Annotated in this window: 15 protein-coding genes; 6 read left to right on the top strand and 9 right to left on the bottom strand. The window is 34.0% G+C overall.

Translation table 11 applies throughout. The features are described 5' to 3' along the window. The first annotated feature begins 88 nt into the window (after positions 1 to 88). Positions 89 to 670 carry a hypothetical protein gene (locus tag AC5KOD_RS06545; protein ID WP_496913737.1) on the top strand — a complete coding sequence of 194 codons (582 nt, stop codon included), beginning with the start codon at positions 89 to 91 and terminating at the stop codon, positions 668 to 670. Between the two features lie 166 nt (positions 671 to 836). On the opposite strand, the gene AC5KOD_RS06540 is transcribed toward AC5KOD_RS06545, so the two are convergent. From AC5KOD_RS06540 to AC5KOD_RS06510, 7 genes are all read right to left on the bottom strand, one after another. Next, entirely contained in the window at positions 837 to 2,363 is a 1,527-nt protein-coding gene (locus AC5KOD_RS06540) for a DNA/RNA helicase domain-containing protein (protein ID WP_496913736.1), read from the bottom strand. Positions 2,364 to 2,673: 310 nt separating this feature from the next. Further along, entirely contained in the window at positions 2,674 to 3,879 is a 1,206-nt protein-coding gene (locus AC5KOD_RS06535; RefSeq protein ID WP_496913735.1) for a tyrosine-type recombinase/integrase, read from the bottom strand. Positions 3,880 to 3,882: 3 nt separating this feature from the next. Beyond that, positions 3,883 to 4,083 carry a DUF3173 family protein gene (locus AC5KOD_RS06530; protein ID WP_086330727.1) on the bottom strand — a complete coding sequence of 67 codons (201 nt, stop codon included), beginning with the start codon at positions 4,081 to 4,083 and terminating at the stop codon, positions 3,883 to 3,885. 90 nt (positions 4,084 to 4,173) lie between these two features. Next, on the bottom strand, positions 4,174 to 4,551 hold the full coding sequence (locus AC5KOD_RS06525; RefSeq protein WP_496913734.1) for a hypothetical protein: 378 nt from the start codon (positions 4,549 to 4,551) through the stop codon (positions 4,174 to 4,176). Further along, positions 4,538 to 5,686: a replication initiation factor domain-containing protein gene (locus tag AC5KOD_RS06520; protein WP_496913733.1), complete on the bottom strand. Its 1,149-nt coding sequence runs from the start codon at positions 5,684 to 5,686 to the stop codon at positions 4,538 to 4,540. Before AC5KOD_RS06520 ends, AC5KOD_RS06525 begins: the two co-directional genes overlap by 14 nt. A gap of 153 nt (positions 5,687 to 5,839) precedes the next feature. Then, positions 5,840 to 7,219, bottom strand: coding sequence for a hypothetical protein (locus AC5KOD_RS06515; RefSeq protein WP_496913732.1), 1,380 nt, complete (start codon positions 7,217 to 7,219; stop codon positions 5,840 to 5,842). Positions 7,220 to 7,272: 53 nt separating this feature from the next. Next, entirely contained in the window at positions 7,273 to 7,671 is a 399-nt protein-coding gene (locus tag AC5KOD_RS06510) for a hypothetical protein (protein WP_496913731.1), read from the bottom strand. Positions 7,672 to 7,962: 291 nt separating this feature from the next. Between AC5KOD_RS06510 and AC5KOD_RS06505 the strand changes: the two genes are divergently transcribed. From AC5KOD_RS06505 to AC5KOD_RS06495, 3 genes are all read left to right on the top strand, one after another. After that, the gene (locus AC5KOD_RS06505) at positions 7,963 to 8,892 is read left to right on the top strand and encodes a hypothetical protein (RefSeq protein WP_496913730.1); all 930 of its coding nucleotides are present in this window, start codon (positions 7,963 to 7,965) and stop codon (positions 8,890 to 8,892) included. Between the two features lie 134 nt (positions 8,893 to 9,026). Next, a complete protein-coding gene (locus AC5KOD_RS06500) occupies positions 9,027 to 9,488 on the top strand; it encodes a TFIIB-type zinc ribbon-containing protein (RefSeq protein WP_496913729.1) in 462 nt (153 codons plus the stop codon). Beyond that, positions 9,478 to 10,293 (top strand): hypothetical protein, encoded by an 816-nt coding sequence (locus AC5KOD_RS06495; RefSeq protein ID WP_496913728.1) that lies wholly within the window; start codon positions 9,478 to 9,480, stop codon positions 10,291 to 10,293. Before AC5KOD_RS06500 ends, AC5KOD_RS06495 begins: the two co-directional genes overlap by 11 nt. 115 nt (positions 10,294 to 10,408) lie before the next feature. Here the strand turns inward: AC5KOD_RS06495 and AC5KOD_RS06490 are convergent, their stop codons facing one another. Then, positions 10,409 to 11,098 carry a hypothetical protein gene (locus AC5KOD_RS06490; RefSeq protein ID WP_496913727.1) on the bottom strand — a complete coding sequence of 230 codons (690 nt, stop codon included), beginning with the start codon at positions 11,096 to 11,098 and terminating at the stop codon, positions 10,409 to 10,411. Between the two features lie 63 nt (positions 11,099 to 11,161). Next, positions 11,162 to 14,002: a LysM peptidoglycan-binding domain-containing protein gene (locus AC5KOD_RS06485; RefSeq protein ID WP_496913726.1), complete on the bottom strand. Its 2,841-nt coding sequence runs from the start codon at positions 14,000 to 14,002 to the stop codon at positions 11,162 to 11,164. Positions 14,003 to 14,185: 183 nt separating this feature from the next. Here AC5KOD_RS06485 and AC5KOD_RS06480 point away from each other — a divergent pair, with 183 nt between their 5' ends. Together AC5KOD_RS06480 and AC5KOD_RS06475 are read left to right on the top strand one after the other, a co-directional pair. After that, complete coding sequence (locus AC5KOD_RS06480) at positions 14,186 to 14,515, top strand: helix-turn-helix domain-containing protein (protein WP_069641135.1); 330 nt, start codon at positions 14,186 to 14,188, stop codon at positions 14,513 to 14,515. Positions 14,516 to 14,887: 372 nt separating this feature from the next. Next, positions 14,888 to 15,457: an antirestriction protein ArdA gene (locus AC5KOD_RS06475; protein WP_496913725.1), complete on the top strand. Its 570-nt coding sequence runs from the start codon at positions 14,888 to 14,890 to the stop codon at positions 15,455 to 15,457. Positions 15,458 to 15,661 lie beyond the last annotated feature (204 nt).

The following is a 15,661-nucleotide window of genomic DNA, read 5'->3' as shown; positions in this document are numbered from 1 at the left end:
AATAGTCAGCTATTTTATTGTAATAAACGGTATAGGCATAATGTGACTAGGTGAGCTGTATAATAAGAGTTTTGAAAGGAGGGTTTTGATGAATAGAAAAATGGATATTAAAGTGATTCTTTTGTGTGCTATTGCGGTAGGGATGAATGTTATTCTTGGTTCTGCTATTGCCTATTTGAATATTCCTTTAGTCTATCTAAGTGGAATAGGCACAATTTTTATTGCGGTAAACTTTAAGATGAGATATGGGGTTATCACAGGCTTCACTACTCATTTATTGTTAGCGATAATACACGGACCATCAGCCTTAGCCTTTGGCCTATCTAGTATGGTTAATGCAATTGTGGCAAATTTATGTTCGAGACGTAAGTTTAATGTGGTTCAAGCGGTAGTAACTGGTATTCTAATTTCTTTAATTGGTTCGCTAGTGAGTGTTTGTATTCGCTTAGTTTTGTACGGAGGTTTTTCAAACTCGATTACAGATGTTCTAATTTTAGCAGTTAGAAGTTCAGGTGTTGCCATGTTTATAGCTGCTTATATTGGCGCTGTAACAGATAGCATTTTTGATAAGATTCTATCTTGTTTGCTAGTAATGCAATTAAGCAAATTACCACAACTCCGAAAATTTTTTACTTCATCTGTTTTTACTGATGTTGAAGAAAGTAGTTAAAAAAGAGCGATTTACTCAAAAAAGGGTAAGTCGCTTTTCTCATATTTAGTCGGTGTCTAAGGCCACAACGAATTTAGGAATGGCTTGTAACTTCCGGTTTTTCCAAAATGAAAAATGATTTATTATTTCACAAAATCACAATGCTTAAATGATGAGGCTAAAAGAATTACGGCTTGTATAATTTGTCGTTTTTCCAAGTTAATATTTCTTGAGTTGTTATATACAATTGGGGGTTATTTATTATAACTAATAACAATTTGTTTTTCACTCTAGTTAGAGCTTCGAAAATGCAACTATCTTCGTAATAAGGGTAATACTCAGTGTATGTAGATACTAACTTTGCATCTTCATCATATTTAAAATATTTATCCAAAGGCACAAGAACATTATCATATTCTTTTCCAATTACAGAGTGTGATGTTTCAGATGACATACATATTTTTGGTCTTTTCAAATTATTACCTGTTTTTGTTACATATTCTGTTAGCTCTATAGAGACGTAGTTTTCTTCTTGACGCATATATTCTATATACGTACCTGCATCTAGTTTGTTTTCAAAGTAGACAACGTTTACGTTATCATAATCAAACGGTTGGACTCCTTTTGCTTTTAGATTTAAAAATTTTTGTATAAAAGAAGACATTACCAAATCAGTTCTAACTTTTTTTTTCAATTCTTTGATTTTTATATCAGGACTTGATTTCAGTTGGTTCTCAATGTAGAGTTTTTTTTCTTCAGGATGTAGTGTTTGTTGATGATCTACTGAGAAAATAACTTTTTTATTATTTGTGTTCATTAACCAGTCATATTGATTTTTATATAGTCTTTGAGCTTCGTCAACCAAAATGATATTGTGAGCATTTAAAATGTTTTCTGTTATGTTTTTTATAGAAAGTATATTTAAGTCAAGTGCAGTGCTAATCTCATTAGAATTAGGTAAAGAAGCACAAAATATGACTAATACCTTTCCGCCAAGTCTTTGGTACTCCTTAGCTAAATCAATGATAACCATTGATTTACCAGTACCGGGTCCCCCAATTAATCCAAATTTATTATATTGATTATTAGTTAAAATATCTTTGCGTACTTCTTTTTGTTCATCGGTTAAAAAATATTGATGATTTGCAAATTGAGCTGGTTGCGAATACGGAGAAATTATAAGGCTTGATAAATTGATATTTTCTAGTTCATTTTTTAGAATATAATCATATGGGATCATATTAGCCAAACTTTCAAAAGAAATTTCAACTAAAGTATTATCTTCTTTTAATAAAAGTAATTTATTTAAACTATTGATAAAGGTGCACAAAACTGTTTTTTTTTCAAGAATGCTTAACAAATAGCGATGTCTAATTAGCTGATCATTGATTTCTTCATAACCACCAGATGGAAGGTCATGCTTTAATTCAATATTTAAGATTGTATCATTGCTAAAACGTAAAACATCAAATTCTTCTCGTATACCTGTGTTCACTACATATCCAATGAAATAGCCATTTTTTTGACTGAAACAAGTTTGAGCTATTAAGTATTTTGATAATAATAAAAGATCATCTATTTCAGTTACTGACATTCCATTATTTCTAGTATAAGAAAAACCATTGTCTTCTAACTTTAAAAAAGATTTTAACAAATTTTCGTCACCTGAATCAATAATTTGCACAACAGAGTCCAAATTAACCGATTTACTCATGAATAATTCTCCAATCTATTTTTATTTTAAAAGAGGTTCTATATTTTTTATGGAACTTTCCACTTATATAGAAAGAAGTCAACCATTACTGGCGGACTTCTTGGTTACAAATGTGGTCACATAAGCTACCAAATTTGCATGATTTTATTCTTTTGGAATAATTCTATGGTGAAGAAACCCTTATAAATCAATAGGTTTGTGAGTGATTCACCTGTCTATTATTCCCACTCCACGTAATTTTCAAGTTTAAAACACTGTTATATCAACGTTTTTCACCAGAAAACATCGTTTTGGTAGGGAAATGGTAGGGTTAAAATTTTACTGCCTGATTTCCATTAAAAATGGCAACTTTTGATTCTTTAGCAAAAGTAAATTGAATATTGCCAGTCATTTGTTCGGCGATGCCTTCATCATTTCTGCTCCACAGGTGAGCGTAATGCTTGAGTGTGATCTCTGGGCTAGAATGACCTAATCGTCGTGAGACGACTAGAATATCAGCGTTAAATTCATTGATTAAGTAGCTGACATGAGAATGTCTCAATCCTTTGCCTTGAATAGCAGGAACTTTAGCCAATTTTGCATAGCGTTCAATGACACGTTGTACGGTAGAACGATACAATGGCAAGTCAGTATAGCTTAAAATGAATTGTTCTACACCATGCTTCTTTTGGATTTTTTTCCATTCTGCCAAGATACGAACAGTATCATCATCTAATGAGATAACACGCATACCACTCTCAGTTTTAGTATAAGGCTTTCTGGCGAAGTCATTATGATTCTTCATATCTAATGTATGATGAATACGTAATTTTTGACGTTTTAAGTCAACATCGTTCCAATTTAATGCTAAGCCTTCACTGACTCGAATACCTGTCATATAGTACAACCAAATCATCGTGAAGCACATATGCTCGTAGAAATCCTCTTTGTATATGACGGATAATACTTTTTCGAATTCTTCTTTTGTCCAATAAGCTACAATTGATTTTCCTTTAGGGATTGCTTTTGTTCGTTTAGAGATATTCTCAGTGAGAAACTCTAATAAAACAGCGTAATCTAATGACTTGCGAAACATGCCATACATGAGCGAGCTATACGCTTGGGAGTAGCCACTTTTGGTTAGTAACCAAATTCGATAGCCTTCACAATCAACTACAGAGATATCTCGTAGCTTTTTGTCATTAAAGTAATCAGTGATTTGCTTTAGTCCACATTCACGAGAGCTCCATGTACTACGCTGAACAGATGATTTATAATGAGGAATATAGGAATGTTCCATAAATTCATCATAGGTCAAGTCATAGTTAGCATAGCCATTTCTTTTCATGTACTCACTTTTAATTCTAGTCACTTCTTTATGCGCTTCTTTAGCGGTTGCAAAACGTTTCCCTAATTGATCCTTCGTCCCTTTTTTCTGAATCCGTTTGCCAGTGGTTTTGTCTAAACCAAGTTCAATTAGATATGAAAAACGACCTTTAGCATCTTGATAGACACAAGGATACTTTGTTTTTGCCATTCGTTATTCCTCCGATTCGAGAGGAACACCGATAATTTCTTCAACTATTTTTCGTGGGACAATTCCCACTCTTTTATTATTATAATAGGCTACACCACTGTTTACAAGTTTAAGTTTAGCCTGTCGAATAATCGTAGTAGCTTGATGCTTTTTAAATCCTAATTTTTCGAGGTCTACTCTTGAGACCATGTTGTTTTTATACATAAGATACCTACTTTCTTTCATCGCTTAAACATGCGATAATAGCAGCAGTGGGTAGTACTACTGCTATCCGCATAATGTTTGTAACGCTCACTATTCTTTGCTTTCGTCGGCTGAATAGTGAGTATTTAGTTTATTCCTTTCGATAATTAGTGAAAAGAACATCACTTTGAAGTAACCGCTGATGAGCACATTTTCTGGATCATCAATTAGAAGGTCATTAAAGTATTCTTTTTCTAATTCAAGTTGATCATCGATATTTGGATGTGTCTGAATCATATCCCAATACCAATCCCACAATTCAAACAGATATTCCATTGAAGTAGAATCGTCAGCATATTGAAGGGTATCATTCATGTATTCAGCTACTAGAAACATCTTGAATTTGAGCGATTCATCTAAGCTCTGATAATACTCATTGGTCATTTCTTGGTTAAGAGCTTGGAATGCTAATAGATCACGATTTTCCATCTTTTTCACCTCCTTTCAATGATAGATCGCGCCATGGAAATTTCTTTCTTCCTTGATATTCTTCACGATATTTCATGATGTAGTTATAAGCATCTCTATTGGCTTCATAGGCATTATTGTAGTAGTCGAATAGGTAGCCAATGAAGTTGTTAATTCCTTTTTGTCCGTAGAAATCATAGATTTTATAGAATGTAGGCATTAAACCTGAACCAGTACAGAGGTAGTTAATTGAAACCTCTAAGTTTGATTCCTGTGGTTTTCGTCCGTCAAGGATATCTGAGAGACCATCTGAATAAGCGAGCATGACTTTAGTTAATGTGGTATAGGTTTCATCGAATACATTATAGAAACGATATTTTTCACAGAAGGTGCTAAAAAGAAAGCCGCTCAGTTCTTCTTTCGTTTCAATTTTTACAAGCTCTTCACTAATTTGATGAGCGTACATTTGCCTAAAGCTTGCTTCAAACCTCACCCAATCGTCACAGCTCTTTGCTTCTGTATAATGGGTTGCATGTTGTGCGTTATCTAGCTGTTCAAGCTTTTTATCATAGATTCTCATAAGTAAGCGAGTATTTTTCTTTTTTGATCCGACGTAGATGGTATTAACAATCTGATTGTTGACAACGGCGCTAATTTTACTACTGTTTTTGCGATCATTTTTGTCTACAAGATAGTCAACCTCACTTACTAGACGATCATAGATAGTCGCTACAGAAAGACCTTCATCAAGAAAATCAATGGCAATATCAATCCTTGAAATATGAGCAGCCCCTTCATAGTAGTCTTCCAGTTTTTTGAAATCCTGTATGACTTTGGATGCAATGACATCTCTAGTGAACAAGTATTTACTAAATGCTTGTCCAGAAAAATGTACATAGACTCCCATGTTTGGCATCATTTCGTTGTAACACACCTGTAGCATAAAAGCTTTATCATTATCATATTTAAGCACAGTTGTATAGCCTGCAAATCCTTTTTCACTGATAGATGGTCTATCAAATACAGTGCTCAATTCTAAGATCGTATCGATCAGTGTTACAAGATGCTGTGCTTGAGATTGCCAATCATCTAGTGAATCAATCTCAGATGAAGTGAACACTAGACTCATTTCATCTACTTTTACGGTTACTGCCATTAGACACCTCTTTTCCAATTAATTGTTTCATCGACAACAACAAGTGTTAGTTGTTGAGTGTGGGTCATTACTAATGCCCACACTTGGCACACCGCCTTTAGCTGCTGCGCAGCACAGGCGATGTGAATGTTTTTGCATGGTAATGAGCGAAACTTAATCATTATTCACTTTTTTAGTCGCTGTTAAGCTCTTAATTGCCTCATAGATGTTAAAAGATAGCCGAGGCATAGAACACAATGAAGGCTTGTTGGTTTTTCCAGATAGCGTATAGATGCCTCTGCCAGTAACCATTTTTGCATTTGGAATCTGAACACCTTGACCAAATGTGGTGACATAAGTTAAATCTTCGGAATCGCCTAAGACACATTTGAAAATCATTTGATCACGAATCAGTGTATTTACGATGTCCGCATCACTTTTTTGAAGTGCAATAATGATGAAACAGCCTAGTTGGCGACCTTCTAGAATAATATTTGTAATGATTTTCATTGCTTTATCACGTACATCTTTTTTCTCCACTTTTAGTGATTGGATGAATGAAGCGTACTCGTCAAACATAAAGACGTTTGGTTTCATGTGAAAATCGCTGTAAGATAAATCTAAACCCTCATGTAATCTTGCTCTCAGTACCATTTTTCGTTGCTGCATGCCTTTATCGAATGTTTCTAACAGAGACAAGATTTCTTCAACAGAGCTGGCACTATTACCAATCATTTCACCGACAATACTCATCGATGAGGCTTTTGGGTCAGCGATATACATATTCCAATCTTTTAGAAGACCTTGAAGTACATAGCTGTACAGCCCATATGATTTACCACTGCCCGTTTGCCCGACCAACATCGAATGATGTAGCTCATATTCTAAGTTTTTATCAACAGTGACAGTGTACCGATTGTTTGAGATTACATGTTTAAATTCATCAAGTGACTGAGCAATAATTTGTGTATCAATATTTACTTGATAACATTCATAGACAATCCAATTATTATCTTCACTTGAGTAATAGTTTTCTAAAACGAAGTCTTTTAGAGCCGGTGAAATATTGAGTTTTAACAATTTTTCAGATAGCTGTAAAGACGATTTTAGTTGCACAATCAAACGTTGCTGACTGTCTAACCACTGCAACTGAATCTTGGGTGTTTTAGCTAACTTTTGACCGTTGGCACGGCTTGCATATTCTGAATATAGCTTTGCATCTACTAGTTGTTTATCGAGAGATCGATAAATGTTGAATAACCAAACAGAACGCTTGATTCCGTATTTTCTAATGCTAAACTTTACAGAAAATATCAGTAGCAGAGCAACAATAGAGACTATGAAAGTAACGATTAGAAGTACTTGCAGTAGTTTCAGCTTGTCATAGCCCCAACCATGTAAAATAGATTGGCTGTAATGCATAATAATACGATTAACTGCGAAGGCTGCAATCAAGATGATTACTAGACTGACACCGTAATTTAGATTGCGGTGAGCGACACTCATTACTTTTGCGTTTGAGGAAGCCTGAGGAACAGGGGAATTCTTTTTCATGTGAAACCCTCCTTGATACAGAGCTGAATGAATCAGCTCTGTAATTATCTGGTTTATTTTTGTTGTTGTTTTAGACGTGTTTCATATTCTTTAGCATCCATTAAGATACCTTCAAGGGACAACTGATTTTGATAGTCTCCATACGTTGTAGCTTTTGATAAGGAAACAATTTTTACTTCTTGACGTTTGTCGAATTGTGCAGGTTTCATTTCCACTGGTGTTTTGATTGTAAGTTTTTCGAAAAGATTCAGTTCAGAGCCTTTTTCACCATAATCGAAACTATCAGAGGTGATAACAACAGTTGTCTTAGTTCCCAGTGGTGTTACATGGTGTTCATCTGTGTGTGCATAGTAAGGTTCTTGTGATAGAGCCTCTAGCTTCCAGCATTTTTGAATTGCTTCCAGTTCAATCTGAACGGGTCTTTTTATTTTATTCAGTGCTTTTAGTGCCATTAGTACTCCTTTGCGATGAGAGATCAAGTTCTCTCATCGGTGCTATTTTTCTTAGCTAGCACAAGCCGTTATTTTTTGATCTATTGATTATGAATGCATTCAGTATTCAAAGATCAAGTTGTTTTGTAATTTGTATACGCGTATCGAATTACAAGACTTATAATAGCATCTGTTTTTCGATAAATCTATATAAAAAGGCTTTATATCAACGTTTTGAATAACGATAAATAATTCGATACACTTTTAATTTTGTTGAGATTTGGTATAATGAGAAATGAAGGAGTGGGTAGTATGGCTAAATCAGATTTAAGAAATAAACTTCTTAATCTTCAAGAAATTTTAGATATGGTTGATGAAGTGGTAGGCTACTCTAGCTTTGGTGATCATGTAATAGGTGAAACAACATGGCGTAAATATGTGAGGTTATACAATGAATTTAGGGAAGAAGAAGAAAAAGTTAAAAAAGTTGGTCAGACTAAAGGGTCAAAATATTATTTATCCGATGTAGAAAAAGTTATCCAGTACAATATGAAAAGAATTGAGAATAATTGGTTTGATAAGACAACATTCGTACCAAAAAGAAGAAATGTTGTGACTGTTCCCAAAAATACTTCTAAGGAAAATAAAGAACTATACAGATATTTAAATTCTTATTTGGAGCCAGAAGAAAGAGTAGATAGAACAACTTTTATGGAAATGGTTAAGAACAAAAGAAATGAAGTTCCTGAATTTACCAAAATTCCAATTGTAGAGATAGCTAAATCAATTAATGAAGAAAGAGTAGAAAAACATTTTAATGTTTTTGACACTGATGATAAGTATGACTTTTTGAAATCACCACAAATAGAAAAAGATTTGTTTTTGAAATTATTTGATCTAGATGCTTACCACTCAATTTTTGAAGACGTTAATGATAGTGAGTATGATCGACGTTATAATCGTAAGCTTGAGTACATGATTAATAATCCGATAGTTTTTCTAAAAGAAGAGCATCGCAAACATATTATGGCACTTGAAAAAGAAAAGTTTTGGGGAGAAGAGGGTTCATCCTTTTTGGAGGGTGTTGCGGTTGGGGAGTACTATGAAGATTTTCATGGTGAAGATTTGATATATAATGGTATTGAATTAGGAGAACTTCACCAAGGTAATAAAAAATATTGGAGAGAAAATAATGAGTGTAAAGATGAGCTGAAAATTGGGGATGATGATCTTTTGATGTAAAACTACATTAAAATTGTATTGTGATTGTAATGTAGTATAGAAACCGACTATACAAGCTTCTTTTGTTAATGTTTTATGATAAAATGAATATAATCTGTTTAGTTTTAAATAATTAACAATAAGGATGTGGTTTCGTGTCGGATAATGTAACATTTAATATTTCTGTTCCATCTGATTCAGAGGGATTTGTCATTTTACAATGCTCATTATGCAGTGAATTCTTTAAAATGACACCTACTGATTTCGAGGATGAGTCGCAATTACAAATTTGGTGTCCTAGTTGTGGTTTAAATCCCGATAGTTTAATTACTGATGAAGTAATTGATATAGTTATGAAAATGGCTAATAATCATGTATCAGATATGCTCAACGATTTTGGTAAGGAAATAAGTAAAACATTTAAAAGCAGCGGAAACATAAAATTTAAACGTGGTTCAGATTTAAAAAAAGACCCCATAGATCCATTAGTATCGCAACTAGATAATTTTGAAATTCACACATATGATTGTTGTCATAAGAAAGCTAAAATTAGACCAAGCTTAAAAATGGAGGGCGGATATTGCCCGTTCTGTGGGGAGATGCAAAATGGAAATTGATAAGAAAGAACTAAAAAAAGTAAGTAGAAAGTTTAGACAATTAGCCTCAAGAGTCATAAATGCTCGTGTTAGTGAAGTTAATTCAATTGTAAGAATGTTTATTGAATACATCGACGATACACCTATAATTAATGAATATATTCAAAGTATTTATGAAGAATACCCAAACTTAGAAGCAGAAGTTGAACAAGTATCTGGAAGTTATGGGCGCTCAGTCTTGCCAACTGGTGATACACTAGAGCAAGAGATTAGTTGGGTTTATCAAATCTTGAAATTCATTAGTGACAATCCTTCAGTTCATATTTTTGAATTGGGATGGGGATATACATCTTCTAGAAAATATCAAGATATGGTAAAAGAATTTGGAAATCGTGTTGTAATGCCTTTTGTAGAGGGGATAAATTTATACCTATCTGATATTTCTACAGATATGGGATATGATGAGGAGAGTAAATTTATGATAAATATAAGCGGCGGTCAAGCTCAGGTGAATATATCTAATGATAATAGTACTTTAAATGCAACTCAGAATATTCAAATCAATAAATCAGAAGTTGACAATGTGATTTCAGAGTTAAAAACTAATCTTGAAAAAGAATTAGTAGATAATGAAACTTTAAAAGACCTATTATTTTCTCAAATCCAACTTATTGAATCCGAAACTGTGGAAGAAAAACCAAAGAAAGAAGTTTTGAAGACAGCAATTGGTACAGTTCAAACTTTACTAAAAACAGTCCCGCTTGCTTTAACAGCTGCGGAAAGTGGTAATAAGTTATATGAATTGATTGCGCCATTATTTATGTAATTCATATTGTAGGAAATTAAGAAGTATATTTAAATATTACTAAAATAAATAAGCATGCAAATTTTACTGTTTGCATGCTTATTTTGTATATAATCTAAGCTATCTTTTCCTATGTTTATTTAGTTTTTGATAAATCTATTACAAACCATCCTAAGATAAACGAAAAATACCATGATAGCAACCAAAGTAACATTCCAAAAAATAGGCGTAATGTGTAAGCAAACCCTTTGGCATTTGCTTCTTGATAAGCTTCTTTAACGCCATTCATTGTTCTTGATTCTGTAGTTGTAGATTGCGAAACGATCGTCGTTGTTTTAGGTATCGGAACTCCTGAATTATCTACTTTGACATTGCCAGAAATGTTAGTCTCCCATTTTGCGTTGCCAAACATATCTTTTTCAACACCTGTTGTGACAGTTGTTTCTTGTCTCGTGATAGGTTCTTTACTATGTCCTTTTTGATAATCTTGTTTCATTTGATTAATAGACATTTTGATTTGTGGCTTTTTAAGTAAAAGTGATGTTACCCAAGGTTGAACAAAAGGATAGAATCGAATGTTTAAAAAGAGATAAATACCAAAAGCGAGAAGGGCAACTATAATCTGAAAGACATAGTGATAAATATCTGTTCTAGCTTCTGAGTGGCTGAGATAGGGCATGACCGCTGAAATTCTTTGGATGTTATCCAGAATAGCAACGCTTAAAAAAATAATGATTAGTGTTGAATTTATTAAGGTGAAAATTTTGAGATAAGCTGATTTCTTTAATGAACCAGATGTTTTCCAAATACTTTTAATAAGCTCCATTTAATGAGCCTCCTTAATCTTAATGAAACTAGGTGACAAATAACTGCCACCTAGAAACGAGTATTATTTTGCTGTTCTGTGATTACCAGTAACAACGGTTGTTGATACAATGTAGCTGTTACCTTTTTTCACTAAGAATACACCAACAGACATATCTGTATAACCTTTAGCGACAATATTAGAATAGTGCATTGCAGCAGCTGTATTACCAGATAGGTAAGCAGCACGTTCTTCTTCGATATATTGTTGGAACATGGCTTGTGCAATTAGTTTTGCTAAGGTATCTGAATCACCATTTACTTTTGATGCAGAAATGGTTGATTGGGAAATATTTTCTGTTGAATTAATCATTTGTGTTTGACCAGTCTTGTAAGATAATCTATATGTGCCATCATCCAAATCGTTGTTAGGTCTTGCATGATCGAAGTTATACATGACTTCTACAGCACGAGATGATGTAGCATCACCAACGATGGTATCTTCTGTTAGGTTTGTTTGATTGTAGTTATAATTTGCTTGTTCTGCTTGAATCATTTTAGCAAATTCTTCGGCAACTTTAGATGTTAATTCAGCATCCGTTAATTCACGAGCTTGTTCAAGCGAAACAGCTGTATCATCTTTACTAACTTGGTTTTTTATATCAGTAATTTTTTTATCAGTAGAGGATAAAATATTATCAATAATTGGATCAGTTGGAGCAGCTTTTTTCTTATACGTCACAGTAGTAGTATAAGTTGTTATAGTATCTCCGTTAGGTAGCGTTTCAACTGATTTTACTGGCGTTGATTCTGATACTTTTTCATAGTCTGTTAAGTCAGTGAGAACTTTTCCAGATTCGTCTACATTGATGGTTACATGTTTATCAGTATTTACGTTTTTGTGATAAGTGATCGTCGTTGTATAGGTTGTCACTGTATCACCATTAGGTAACGTCTCTACTGTCTTAATGGCTTCTGATTCGGAAACCTTTGTGTAACCAGTTAAATCAGTAATGACATTGCCTTCTTCATCAATCGTAATCGTCACATGCTTATCTGTATTGTTCGCTTTACGATAAATAATCGTCGTGATTTGGGTTGTTACAGTATCTCCATTTGGCAAGGTTTCAACTGTTACGCTATTATCTCGGCTTAGTTCAACATAATTAACCAAATCTGCTTCATCAATTGGATTTCCTGTCTCATCAATATGATAGGTTACGGATTTATCTGCGTTGGTCGTTTTATGGTAAGTAACGGTTGTTGTATAAGTGGTTATTGTATTCCCATTTGGTAAGGTTTCAACTGTTTTAATTGCTTCTGATTCTGATACTTTTACATAGCCTGTTAAGTCAGTTAGTACATTTCCAGCTTCATCAATGTTCACCGTCACATATTTATCTTCATTAGATGGCGTTGTTGTACCACCATTATTTATTTCTGGCAATTCCTTTTCTGTGTTATTCGCTGTATCGTTTGCATTGGTTACTGGTGTTTCATCTGGTAAATTTTCTACAATATTATTGGTGGAGTCTTTAATCTCTTCAAAATCTTTTTTGCTTTGGTCAGCTTGTTGATCTAGTTGTGCAATTTGCTGATCCAGTTTTTCAATTTTATCTTTTAATGTCGTAATTTGTGTATCTAATTCTTTGAGACGTGCTTCAAAATCAGCTAATTGTTTTTGGAGTTTTTTTGCTTCTTCTACTGTTGAAGCTGTCACCGTTTCAGGCAAGCTATTTAGTTCTGTTTCAGCTGTTATTAAAGCTGCTTGAGCAGCTTCTACATTTGCTCGTGCTGTGGCAAGTTCAGCTTCTACAGTTGTTAATTGTGTTGTTGCTGTATCGTAGTTCGTTTGAGCAGTTGCCAAGTTATCAGTGGCTATATTTAACTCATTTTGATAGGCTGTTAAATTCGCTTGTGCAGCATCCATTTCTAATTGCAAGGCAGCTAGTTTTGCTTGAGCTGCAGCATCATTTGCAGTGTTTGCTTGTTCTGTTAAAGCGTCCATTTGTGCTTGTACATCATTTACACGATTCTGAGCTGCATCTGCATTTGCTTGAGCAGTTGCAAGTGTAGTTTGGGCATTTTCTAGGGCTGTTTGAGCAGCGGCTTGAGCTGTCGTAGCCTCAGCTACTTTAGCTTCTACATTTGTTACAGCAGCCAATTGAAGATCATAGGCTGTTTGTGCCTCTTCCACTTTTTGTTGTAAATCATCACGTTTTGCTTGTAAATCTAATAAAGTACCGTTATTGCTTTCATTAAGAGCTGCCAGTTCTTTTTCAACTTCCTCTTTCTCTTTTTCAACCTGATCCTTATCCTTTTCAACTTCTTCCAGTTGAGATTCAGCCTGTTCTTTATCTGCTGTAGGATTTTTTGATGGCGTTGAAGGTTTAGTTATTGGAAGAGAGGCATTCGGTTTATTGTTAGTAGCTGTATTGGTTTTAGCAGGTTGATTTGTTGTAGCTTGTCCAGCAAATGGCTGTGCTGTATCAATTTTATCATTGTTGTTAAGTTGTGTTTCGCTAATAACTTCTCCTGCTGCATTAGTGACAGTCATTTTGGAGCCATCAAAAGAAATCGTTGTTCCAACGGGTACAGAGTATTGAGAGCCTAGCTCAAATCCATTAGCGGTCATTAAGGTTTCCCATTTTACGTTCACAGCGAGCGCAATATTATAGAAGGTATCTCCTTCAACAAATGTATAGGATGATTGATTTTCTTTTAGTGTTGCTTTGATTGTTTCCACTGAATTAACTTGCCACTCAGCAGCTTGTACAGTTTCTGACTCTACTAAGAATGCTCCGCCAAATAATAAGGTAGAAAATAGCATTCCCTTAATCAGCCAGCCTTTCTTTCCTTTTACCATCTTAGCGCGGTATTTTTGTTCAGTTGCATTAACCATGTTCTTGTTCTTCGTATTTTTCATAAAATACTCACTCTCCTTTTAATATTTACTGTATTTTTTCTGAACAAGTACTATTATATCACGTTAACGTACTTTTAAGAACTGCAATAATAGTTAATCGTACTTTTGAGATGTGATATTTTGAGCAGAAACAGTTTAATCTTAGTTAAGAGGAAGACAAATTTAACATTAGAGGTGAATCCAATGCAGCTTGATAGTGAAGTATCAAAAAGAATCAGAGAGATTCGCATCAGTAAAGGCATGAGTCAAGAAATGCTAGCACAAAAGGCAGATATCAATTCAAATTTCTTAGGTCGAGTGGAACGAGGCGTTAGTAGCAATCTACAATTGAAAACTCTTGATAAGATAATTTCAGCCTTGGAAATTGATTATCCTACATTCTTCTCTTTCAATATAGAAACAGCAGATAAGAAAACAAGAATCATGAATAAGTTATCTTTATCTTCTCAGCAAGACGAGATTTTAGATGTCATTGATAGCATTTTAGATATTGAGAAAAACAAAAACAATTAAAGACGATGAGTTGATAGAAGTTTGCATACGCAAGCTTCTTTTTTTTGTGTTTTACTTTTCCAACCGTATGTCTCTCTGTCATGTTCCATTCTGCCCTTTCGAGTTCGGACGATGCAATTTAGCAATTTTTTTTGATTGCCTACAAGGAATCAGGCAAGCCTTCGAATACTTCGTCCTTTCCGTCAATCAAAAAAATTGCTGTGTCAATTGCGCCGAAAGCGAAAGAGCAAAATGAACCATTCATTGAAAGTTGATACATAAACTTTGAAAACTAAAAAGAGAAGAGAAAATCGTCAGGATTGCATCCTAACAACCTGCGCCTCAGCTCGAAACAAAATGGATGGTCAAAAAGACAAAGAGAGGAAGAATAAGATGGAATTAGTAACAGTAACGGAAGAAATGATGATGGAGCAAGATGGGAAAAGAGTTGGAGGAGATAGCAATCATTGGATATATTTAACTAATTTGAAAGCTTATAATGAAGGATTTTTGTTAGGTGTATATTTACACTTTCCATTTGATGAGGAAGACTTGGCACAAGCGTATCAAACGATTTGTGTGGGAAATGAGTTTGTGGATGAATTTGGTTATTCGTATGAAGAATATTTTATTACTGATTATGACGTGCCTTTTTCTGTTGGAGAGTATGATTTTCCTCAATCTTTAGCAGAAAGATATGATAGTTTAGAAGAGTATATGGGTTATCCAAATGAAGTTGTTCGGGTCATTGCGGAAAATAGAGGGGCTGAAGTAACTATTATTGAATTGGATGATACAGGAATGAACGATCATGAGAAGTTGGGATATGCTTTAGTAGATTTGGGATATTATGATATTCCTGAGCATTTGGCGAATTATATTGATTATGAAGCTATTGGGAGGGATTATGATTTTGGGACTAGTGGGGAGCTAGTAAATAAGTATTATTTAGAGTTTGGATAGGCTGCGCTGTTGAGATTGATTTTTATTAAACTAGTTTCTTATATCAATTTCAAATTATTGAATTGGTATAAGAAACATTTATGATTGAATCAATTTCATAATTCATATTTTATTTGAGAATAAACTTTCCCGATTTTAGTTATGTGATTTTTTTTAAGCGACTAATTTCAGTTTGAGAGATAATCTTTCTACCGCAAATCTTAC

It is taken from the genome of Vagococcus sp. WN80Y, assembly GCF_059621045.1.
Note: the sequence above shows the minus strand (reverse complement) of the source record. Positions and strands in the feature narration are given on the sequence as shown.

Excerpts from the sequence above, each read along its gene's own strand:
- AC5KOD_RS06545 (WP_496913737.1), top strand. The coding sequence starts at position 89 with ATGAATAGAAAAATGGATATTAAAGTGATTCTTTTGTGTGCTATTGCG.
- AC5KOD_RS06540 (WP_496913736.1), bottom strand. The coding sequence starts at position 2,363 with ATGAGTAAATCGGTTAATTTGGACTCTGTTGTGCAAATTATTGATTCA.
- AC5KOD_RS06535 (WP_496913735.1), bottom strand. The coding sequence starts at position 3,879 with ATGGCAAAAACAAAGTATCCTTGTGTCTATCAAGATGCTAAAGGTCGT.
- AC5KOD_RS06530 (WP_086330727.1), bottom strand. The coding sequence starts at position 4,083 with ATGTATAAAAACAACATGGTCTCAAGAGTAGACCTCGAAAAATTAGGA.
- AC5KOD_RS06525 (WP_496913734.1), bottom strand. The coding sequence starts at position 4,551 with ATGGAAAATCGTGATCTATTAGCATTCCAAGCTCTTAACCAAGAAATG.
- AC5KOD_RS06520 (WP_496913733.1), bottom strand. The coding sequence starts at position 5,686 with ATGGCAGTAACCGTAAAAGTAGATGAAATGAGTCTAGTGTTCACTTCA.
- AC5KOD_RS06515 (WP_496913732.1), bottom strand. The coding sequence starts at position 7,219 with ATGAAAAAGAATTCCCCTGTTCCTCAGGCTTCCTCAAACGCAAAAGTA.
- AC5KOD_RS06510 (WP_496913731.1), bottom strand. The coding sequence starts at position 7,671 with ATGGCACTAAAAGCACTGAATAAAATAAAAAGACCCGTTCAGATTGAA.
- AC5KOD_RS06505 (WP_496913730.1), top strand. The coding sequence starts at position 7,963 with ATGGCTAAATCAGATTTAAGAAATAAACTTCTTAATCTTCAAGAAATT.
- AC5KOD_RS06495 (WP_496913728.1), top strand. The coding sequence starts at position 9,478 with ATGGAAATTGATAAGAAAGAACTAAAAAAAGTAAGTAGAAAGTTTAGA.
- AC5KOD_RS06490 (WP_496913727.1), bottom strand. The coding sequence starts at position 11,098 with ATGGAGCTTATTAAAAGTATTTGGAAAACATCTGGTTCATTAAAGAAA.
- AC5KOD_RS06485 (WP_496913726.1), bottom strand. The coding sequence starts at position 14,002 with ATGAAAAATACGAAGAACAAGAACATGGTTAATGCAACTGAACAAAAA.
- AC5KOD_RS06480 (WP_069641135.1), top strand. The coding sequence starts at position 14,186 with ATGCAGCTTGATAGTGAAGTATCAAAAAGAATCAGAGAGATTCGCATC.
- AC5KOD_RS06475 (WP_496913725.1), top strand. The coding sequence starts at position 14,888 with ATGGAATTAGTAACAGTAACGGAAGAAATGATGATGGAGCAAGATGGG.